The 8,207-nt window shown below is 72.1% G+C and carries 7 protein-coding genes and 1 pseudogene; 5 read left to right on the top strand and 3 right to left on the bottom strand.

Translation table 11 applies throughout. The features are described from left to right. A pseudogene (locus tag BN12_RS13925) lies at window positions 1-360 on the bottom strand (gephyrin-like molybdotransferase Glp); the annotation flags it as partial. Beyond that, window positions 357-1,784, bottom strand: a complete 1,428-nt coding sequence (locus BN12_RS13920) for a UTP--glucose-1-phosphate uridylyltransferase (RefSeq protein ID WP_048553331.1) — start codon at window positions 1,782-1,784, stop codon at window positions 357-359. The pseudogene BN12_RS13925 and the gene BN12_RS13920, both read right to left, overlap by 4 nt. Window positions 1,785-1,808: 24 nt before the next feature. Between BN12_RS13920 and BN12_RS13915 the strand changes: the two genes are divergently transcribed. Then, window positions 1,809-2,393 carry a 5-formyltetrahydrofolate cyclo-ligase gene (locus tag BN12_RS13915; protein ID WP_235432408.1) on the top strand — a complete coding sequence of 195 codons (585 nt, stop codon included), beginning with the start codon at window positions 1,809-1,811 and terminating at the stop codon, window positions 2,391-2,393. A gap of 31 nt (window positions 2,394-2,424) precedes the next feature. Here the strand turns inward: BN12_RS13915 and BN12_RS13910 are convergent, their stop codons facing one another. Then, window positions 2,425-5,019, bottom strand: coding sequence for a penicillin acylase family protein (locus BN12_RS13910; protein ID WP_048553328.1), 2,595 nt, complete (start codon window positions 5,017-5,019; stop codon window positions 2,425-2,427). 41 nt (window positions 5,020-5,060) lie between these two features. Here BN12_RS13910 and BN12_RS13905 point away from each other — a divergent pair, with 41 nt between their 5' ends. From BN12_RS13905 to BN12_RS26495, 4 genes are read left to right on the top strand one after another with little or no spacing between them, the layout of a single operon-like run. Continuing rightward, complete coding sequence (locus BN12_RS13905; RefSeq protein WP_048553326.1) at window positions 5,061-6,572, top strand: potassium/proton antiporter; 1,512 nt, start codon at window positions 5,061-5,063, stop codon at window positions 6,570-6,572. 58 nt (window positions 6,573-6,630) lie between these two features. After that, the gene (locus BN12_RS13900; RefSeq protein ID WP_407667796.1) at window positions 6,631-7,023 is read left to right on the top strand and encodes an FmdB family zinc ribbon protein; all 393 of its coding nucleotides are present in this window, start codon (window positions 6,631-6,633) and stop codon (window positions 7,021-7,023) included. A 39-nt stretch (window positions 7,024-7,062) separates the two neighbouring features. Beyond that, window positions 7,063-7,647 carry an MTAP family purine nucleoside phosphorylase gene (locus BN12_RS13895; RefSeq protein WP_268807011.1) on the top strand — a complete coding sequence of 195 codons (585 nt, stop codon included), beginning with the start codon at window positions 7,063-7,065 and terminating at the stop codon, window positions 7,645-7,647. Then, window positions 7,644-7,919: a phosphorylase family protein gene (locus tag BN12_RS26495; protein WP_268807010.1), complete on the top strand. Its 276-nt coding sequence runs from the start codon at window positions 7,644-7,646 to the stop codon at window positions 7,917-7,919. Before BN12_RS13895 ends, BN12_RS26495 begins: the two co-directional genes overlap by 4 nt. Window positions 7,920-8,207 lie beyond the last annotated feature (288 nt).

Raw genomic sequence — 8,207 nt, 5'->3', positions numbered from 1 at the left:
GACGCCGCCGTCGGTCGCCTCGACCGGCACGACGGCGTCGGCTCCCGGCGGCATGGGCGCACCGGTCATGATCCGCGCCACCGACCCCGGCCCGACGGTCAGCGCCCCGGGGACGGCCCCGGCGGCGATGTCGCCGAGGACGGGAAGGACGACCGGCGCGCCGGGCGCCGCGGTGGACACGTCGACCGAGCGGACGGCATACCCGTCCATCGCCGAGTTGTCGAAGGGCGGCAGCTCGACGGTCGAGACGACGTCCTCGACGAGATGCCGTCCGAGGGCGGAGGCGAGCGGGACGCGCTCGGACCGGGCAGGCGGGAGCAGCGCGAGGACACCCGCGAGATGCTCGGCTCCGGAGATCACTCCGCCGCTCCCGCGGGATCGTCGCCGGCCACCGCGTCACCGGCGGCCTCTGCGAGGACGGTCCCGTCGGGGATGGTGACCGGACCGTCGGACTCGACGAGGACGTCGCCGACACACCGCACGCCGGCGCCGAACGTGGCGTCGGCCCGCACGGTGAAGGAGGAGCAGTCGACGAGCGACGGCACCCCCTGCGGGAACCGGGCGTCGAACGCGTCGATGAGCGTGTAGTGGCCGTCGAGGTCGATGAGCGGCTCGGCGTGGTCGGTCGTCTCGACGATCTCGAACGCCTCGTCGAGGGCGAACCGGTCCGAGCGGAGCAGGAGCAGCTCGTTCGTCGTCTTGACCGGGCGGAACCGGGTCCGCGGCACGAGGAGCGCCCGGCTGCCCTCGAACGTCTCGATGGCCGCCCCCATCGCCGACTCGAGCTGGATGACCTTCGTCGAGGACTTGTCGCTCGGGTCGACCGTCTTGCGGTTGACGATGATCGGGAGGCCGAGGACGCCGTCGCGCTCCTGCAGCATCGCGTCGAGGACGTCGAGGTCGACCCACAGGTTGTTGGCGTGGAAGACGTCGTAGCGCTCGTTGTCGGCGAAGAAGTGCTCCTCCCCCGGCTCGACCATCGCGCTGTCGCGAAGCACGAGGCGCCCGTCGGAGAGCCGGCGCGCGAGGTGGCCGCCCTTGCGGTCGTTGACGGTTCGCGGACACACCTCGGCGACGTAGGGGATCGCCTCGCGCATCATCCACGCCGGGATCGTCGGGTCGCACGTCGCGCCGAGGTTGTCGGAGTTGGACAGGAAGACGTAGCGGTAGCCCTTCCCCCGCAGCTGGGCGAGCAGGCCGCTCGAGGCGAGGGCGACGTAGACGTCGCCGTGCCCCGGCGGGCACCACTCGAGCGTCGGGTCGGCGGGCCAGTCGGCGGGCGACAGATCGTCGGCACGCAGCTTCGGCTCGGCGTTCTGGAGGAAGTCGAGCGGTATGCCGTCGACGGCCAGGTCCGCATACGGCTCGAGGGCGGCGAGGGACTGCTCGCGGGTGCGGAAGGAGTCCATGAGCAGGAGCGGCAGGTCGACGCCGTGGGCGCTCCGGAGGGCGAGCACCTGCCGGACGATGATGTCGAGGAAGGTGAGGCCGTCACGGACCTCGAGCGCCGTCTTCGGGCCGGACAGGCCCATGCTCGTGCCGAGGCCGCCGTTGAGCTTGACGACGACCGTCCGCGCGAGCGCCGCGGCCCGCTCGGCGTCGCTCACCTCGAGGTCGACGAGGCGCGGGACGTCACCGAGCGGCTCGATCGTCGCCTCCGGGATCGTCCCGGTCCGCCCCTCCTCCAGCTGCCGGTAGTAGTGCTCGAAGACCGTGATCGCGCGCGCGTCGATCCCCCTCTCGCGCATCCGTTCGGTCGCTGCGGCCAGCCCGGCGTCGCTCATGGCGCCCACCCTACGATGATCGGTGTGACCGCTGCTCCCTCGCCCGAGGCATCTTCACCCACGGCATCCAAGCGCGAGGTCCGGGCCGAGCGACGGGCCCGCCGCCGGGGCATCGCCGCGGCGCGCGACGTGGCCGCCGACGCGGAGGCGCTCGCGACGCGCGGGCTCGCCCTCGTCGCCAACCGCGGTCTGGGGCCCGGCGCCACGGTGACCCTCTACGAGTCGTGGGCCGGCGAGCCGCCGACGCCGGCGCTCCTCGACGCGTTGCGAGCCCACGGCATCCGGGTCCTGCTGCCCATCACCCTGCCGGACCTCGACCTCGACTGGTTCGACGCGGCCGACCCCGAGCGCCGGCCGCTCGGCCTCGACGCCGTGGCCCGGACCGACCTCGCTCTCGTGCCCGGCCTCGCCGTCGACACGGGCGGGACCCGGATGGGGCAGGGCGGCGGGTGCTACGACAAGGCGATCCCGAGACTCCGACCGGGCACGGAGGTCGTCGTCCTCCTCCACCCCGGTGAGTACGGCCACGCGCCGCTCCCCCGTGAGCCCCACGACGCGCTCGTCGACGGGGTGCTCACCGCCGAGGGCTACACGGCGATCCGCCGCTGACCCGCGTCGACGGCCCTCGCTCCACCGGCCGTCAGTCGTCCTCCGCGCCCGGCACGAGACGCAGCTCGTCCTTCGTCGCGTCCTTGACGGCGCCCGTCGTGAACGGCCACGGGTAGGTCCGGCCCTTGACCCAGGCGTCGATCTGGTCGTCGTAGTGCGAGCTCGCGGGATGGCCGCTCTCGCCGGTCTGGTTGACCCACGTCGAGTGGTCGAAGTTCGACAGGTCGACGACCATCCGCATCGAGGGCGCCCAGTCGACGGTGTATCCGGCGCTCGCGTCCCACCCGTTGGCGTCGACGATGGCCGACCCGCCGGGCATGTGGTAGCCGCCGCGGTTGAAGACCCACCGGACGAACCACGGGACGTCGTCGCCGCCCATGACCTGGCTCGTGAGGTCGAGGGTGTGCAGCTTGCCCCACTGCCAGTCGGCGGGATCCTTGCCGAGCGTCTTGGTCAGCTCGAGACGGGCGGCGACCATCGCCTGCCGAAGGATCTCGTCGCGGCCCTCGACGACCGACGGCGTCGACTTGTTGTCCCACCAGGCGCTGCGGGTGTTGCCGAGCATGACGGTCACCGCCTGCATCCAGCGGTCCCCGCCGTCGGCCTGCAGTCCCGCCGGGAGCTCGTCGTCGAAGGTGAGCCGCAGCAGGTTGGACCAGACGGCGTTGAAGTACGCCGCCGCGGCGCCCGCGGTGCTGTCGTCCGCAGGCATGGTGTAGTCCCAGTGCCGCAGCAGCGCCTGGCCCTCCCGCGTGAATGGGTCGTCCTTGAGGTCGATCCGCAGCAGCGCCTTGACGAGGGTGGGGGCGAACCCGCTCGTGTCGTCCATCTGGATCGAGGACATCTGGGCCGCCGACACCTTGCCGGCCCTGAGGTCGGCGGTCAGCCGGGACCGGATCTGCTGCGACCGGAAGCCGTAGTCCCACTCCGAGGTGAGGAAGGGGGTCGTGTCCCGGGTCACGGCCTGGTTCGCCGTGATGATGAAGCCCTCCTTCGGGTCCTCGACCCAGGGCATCTGGGCGAAGGGGACCCAGGACTTCCAGTCGTATGCCGACGACCACCCCGGCGCCGGCCAGTACCCGGGCAGGTAGCCGGCGATGGCCGAGGCCCGGACCGGGACGAGCCCGGGAGCCTGGTACCCGATATGGCCGTCGGTGTCGGCATACACGAGGTTCTGGGCCGGCACCGCGAAGTCCTTCGCCGCCTCGCGGAACTGGGCGAAGTTCTGGGCCGTGTTGAGCTCGAAGATCGCGTCGGCGGTCCGCGACGGGGTGAGGCCCGTCCAGGCGAGCGCGACGGCATACGTCTCGTTGCGGTCGCCCCCGGTGACCGGAGCATCGGCCCCGGCCGAGTGCACTGCCGGGATGACGTCGGAGAGGATCGGCCCGTGCCGCGTCGAGCGGACGGTGATCGTCCGGTCGCGCTGCCCGGCGACCTTGATGACCTCCCGACGGGTCTGCATCGGCACCCAGCTGCCGTCCCGGAGCGAGCTGTCCCCCTGCACCTGCTCGAGGTAGAAGTCGCTGACGTCGGGAGCGAGGTTCGTGAAGCCCCAGGCGATCTTCTGGTTGTGCCCGATGACGATGCCGGGCACGCCGGAGAAGCCGAACCCGGACTCGGAGAACGGGCACTGCTCGGTCACCTGGCGGCACTGGAGCCCGACCTGGTACCAGATGCTCGGTATGCCGACGCCGAGGTGCGGGTCGTTGGCCAGCAGCGGCTTGCCGGTCGTCGTGAGGCTGCCGGACACGACCCAGGAGTTCGACCCGACGCCATCGCCGCTCCCGACGAGCTGGGGGATGCTCGAGAGCGCGGCCTCGACGGACCGGTATGCCGTCTGGGCGGCCGGCGCGGCGGTGGCCCGCAGCGCCGACGGGACGGCGCTCGCCGCCGACGCGTCCCGGCTCGACGGCGACCAGTCGCTGCTGCTGAGGATCGGCGCGTGGGTGTCGAAGGGGTAGTCGGGGTAGATCTCGGAGATCTGCTTCAGCGACATCCGGCCGGCGAGCTGGGCCCGGGCGAGCTCGTCGTCGTAGTCGCTGCGCAGGTCCCAGGCCATCGCCTTGAGCCACGTGAGGGAGTCCAGCGGCGTCCAGTCCTCCACGTCGTAGTCGTCGATCTTCAGGCCGAGGATGGAGTACTCCAGCGCCATCTGCGACGGCGAGCTCTTGCTGTGGATATAGGCGTTCACGCCGTCGGCGTAGGCCTGGAGGTACTGGCGGGTCGCCGGCGAGAGCATGGGCAGCTCCTCCTCCGCGACCCGGCGCCAGCCCATCGTCCGGACGACCTTGTCGGTGTCGAAGCCGGCGTCCCCGACGAGCTCGGACAGCCGCCCGGCGGTGATGTGGCGGCGCAGGTCCATCTCGAAGAAGCGGTCCTGGGCCTCGACGAACCCCTGGGCCCGGAAGAGGTCCTGGGCGGTGTCCGCGGTGATCGTCGGGACGCCGCGGGCGTCGCGCTGGACGGTGACCGGCCCGGACAGGCCGGCGATCCGCAGCTCCCCCGAGGTCTTCGGCAGCGGGCGGTGGGTGACCGACCAGGCGAGGGCGCCGACGGCGACGACCGCCACGACGAGGAGAGCCGCGACGGCGATGGCGACGCGGCGGAGCACCGTGGAGCGGGACACCCTGCGAGACTAGGACACCTCATGAACCGGGAAGGGAAGACGTGGCCGCACTGACCGACGCCTTCACGACGGAGGACCTCACTCCCGTCCTGCTCATCGGCAGCCTCGTCCTCATCGTGTCGGTCGCCGCGGTGCGCCTGTCCGTCCGCTCGGGATTCCCCTCCCTCCTGCTCTACCTGTTCATCGGGGTCCTGCTCGGCGAGGGCGGACTGGGCATCAAGTTCGACAGCGGCGAGCTGACCCAGGTCCTCGGCTACAGCGCCCTCGTCCTCATCCTCGCCGAGGGCGGCCTCACGACGTCGTGGCCGGGGATCCGCAGCGCCGTCGGACCCGCAGTCGTCCTCTCGACGGTCGGGGTCGTCGTGTCCGTCGTCGTCGTCGCCGTCGCCGCGCACTGGGTCCTCGGGATCTCGTGGGAGCTGTCGATGCTCCTCGGCGCCATCCTGTCCTCGACGGACGCCGCCGCCGTCTTCTCGGTGCTGCGTCGGGTCCCGCTCCCCCCGCAGATCAGCGGGATGCTCGAGGCGGAGTCCGGCTTCAACGATGCCCCGGTCGTCATCCTCGTCGTCGCGCTGGCCCAGAACGCCACCCACGTCGGCCACGTCGAGCCGTGGTGGGAGCTCCTCTTCCACGCGGTGACCGAGCTGACCGGTGGGGCGGCGATCGGGCTCCTCGTCGGCTGGCTCGGCGGCCGGCTCATGAAGACGCTGGCGGGCGGCTCGTCCGGCCTGTTCTCCATCGGCGTCGTCGCGATCACCGTCCTCGCCTACGCCGCGGCCCGCGAGGCGCATACGAGCGGCTTCATCGCCGTCTACCTCGCGGGACTGGTCATCGGCAACTCGCAGCTCCCGCACCGCGCCGCGGTCCACGGGTTCACGACGGCCCTCGGATGGCTCGCCCAGATCGGGCTGTTCGTCATGCTCGGGCTGCTCGCCTCGCCGAGCGGGTTCGCGAGCCAGTTCCTCCCGGCCCTCCTCATCGGCTCGGTGCTCCTCCTGCTCGCCCGGCCGCTGTCGGTCCTCGTGTCGCTCACACCGTTCCGCTACCCCCTGCGGACCCAGGCGTTCCTCTCCTGGGCCGGCCTGCGCGGCGCGGTCCCCGTCGTCCTCGCGACGGTCCCGATGACGATCGGGACCCCGAGCTTCGAGTGGATCTTCAACCTCGTCTTCGTCCTCGTCGTCGTCTTCACCTTCGTCCAGGCCCCGACGCTGCCGTGGGTCGCCAAGCGCCTGGGAGTCGACGAGCCGCACCTGGCGACCGGTCTGCAGGTCGACGCGACGCCGCTGGAGGAGCTCGGCGCCGACATCATCCAGGTCGAGATCGGACCGGCGTCGAAGCTCGGCGGGGTCCGGATCTTCGAGCTGCGCCTGCCTCCTGGGGCGAACGTCACGCTCATCGTCCGCGACGAGAAGGGATTCGTGCCCAAGGCGGACACCGCGCTCCGGCACGGTGACCAGCTCCTCATCGTGACGACCGACGCGGTCCGCGAGCACACCGAGCAGCGGATCCGGGCGGTGAGCGAGCACGGCAGGCTCGCCGGGTGGCGCGACTGACGCCCGGCACCCGACCCGGAATGCCGGAGCGGCATTCGGCCTTGTACCCTGTGGCCGCTTGACCACCATCCTCTGTCCGCCGGAGCCGCCTACCATGCCGACGTATGCCTACGCCTGCACCTCGTGCGACCACACGTTCGAGATCGTCCAGTCCTTCAGCGACGACGCGCTGACCGTCTGCCCCGAGTGCGACGGGAAGCTGCGCAAGGTCTACAACGCCGTCGGCGTGGTCTTCAAGGGCAGCGGCTTCTACCGGACGGACTCGCGTGCCGGCTCCGGATCCTGCAAGGGGTCCTCGTCGAAGGGACCCTCGGACAAGGGCTCGTCCGACGCGGGCGGCTCGGGGTCCGGCTCCTCCGGAGGCGGCTCGTCGACCTCGTCGGGCGGCGCGTCCGGGTCGTCATCCACAGGGTCGTCGTCTGCGCCCGCGAAATCCACAGCCTCCGGCTGAGCCTCTCCTCGCGCGGCGGCCGTCCCTAGGCTGACCGCCATGAGCGCACGAGCAGACGTCGGGGTCATCGGCGGATCGGGGTTCTACTCCTTCCTCGACGACGCCGAGCGGGTTCCCGTCGAGACGCCGTTCGGCCCACCGAGCGACGACGTCCGGGTCGGCGTCGTCGACGGTCGCGACATCGCCTTCATCGCCCGCCATGGCCAGGGTCATCGGCTGAGCCCGCACCGGGTCAACTATCGGGCGAACCTCTGGGCGCTCCGCTCGGTCGGAGTCCGTCAGGTTCTCGCCCCCTGTGCCGTCGGGTCGCTCGTCCCCGAGCACGGGCCCGGGTCCCTCGTCGTGCCGGACCAGGTCATCGACCGCACGTGGGGCCGGGCCCACACGGTGTATGCCGCGCCCGGCACCTCTCCCGACGGCGCCGACCGGGGTCCCGTCGTCCATGTCTCCTTCGCCGAGCCCTACTGCCCCCGCGGCCGCACCGCGGTCCTCGAGGCGTCGGCCGCCTCCGGGTCGCCCGCCGTCGACGGGGGCACGCTCGTCGTCGTCAACGGCCCCCGGTTCTCCTCGCGGGCCGAGTCGGTGTGGCACCGGCAGGGGCGGGCGGCACCCTCGTCGGGATGACCGGTATGCCGGAGGCCGGCATCGCCCGCGAGCTGGCGATGTGCTTCACGACGATCGCCCTCGTCACCGACCACGACGCGGGGGTCGAGGGTCAGGATGTCGTCACCCACGCCGACGTCCTCGCGGTCTTCGCCGGGAACATGGAGCGCCTCAAGGCGCTGCTCCTCGACGTCATCCGTCGGCTACCCGCAGCCGAGCCCGACGACTCCGCGTCGTGCGCGTGCCGCCGGGTCCTCGACGGCCTCCCCCTGCCCATCACCCTGCCGGTCTGAGACGCCGGCGCGGGAGGAGAGGTCGTATGCGGGTCCGCCCCGGTCCGGTCGGCACGGATGACCTGGCACGCGCCCCGAGGAGGAGTGGACGGTCGCTCGGCTCGGGCCTCCCCGCCCTCGATGCGGAGCCTGGTGCCCGTTCCACCGGAAGGCGACGCACCCGGCGTCTGCACGCCGGACCGTTCGGACGTGGCGGTGGGCGGCGGGCCGCCTGGCGCCGCCGTCAGGCCCGTCGGGTCCTCGCTGCGGTGCTCGCCGGAGCGGCGGCCCTCGTCGCGGTGCGAGTCC

This window comes from Nostocoides japonicum T1-X7, from assembly GCF_001046855.1.
Taxonomy (GTDB): Bacteria; Actinomycetota; Actinomycetes; order Actinomycetales; family Dermatophilaceae; genus Nostocoides; species Nostocoides japonicum.
Note: the sequence above shows the minus strand (reverse complement) of the source record. Positions and strands in the feature narration are given on the sequence as shown.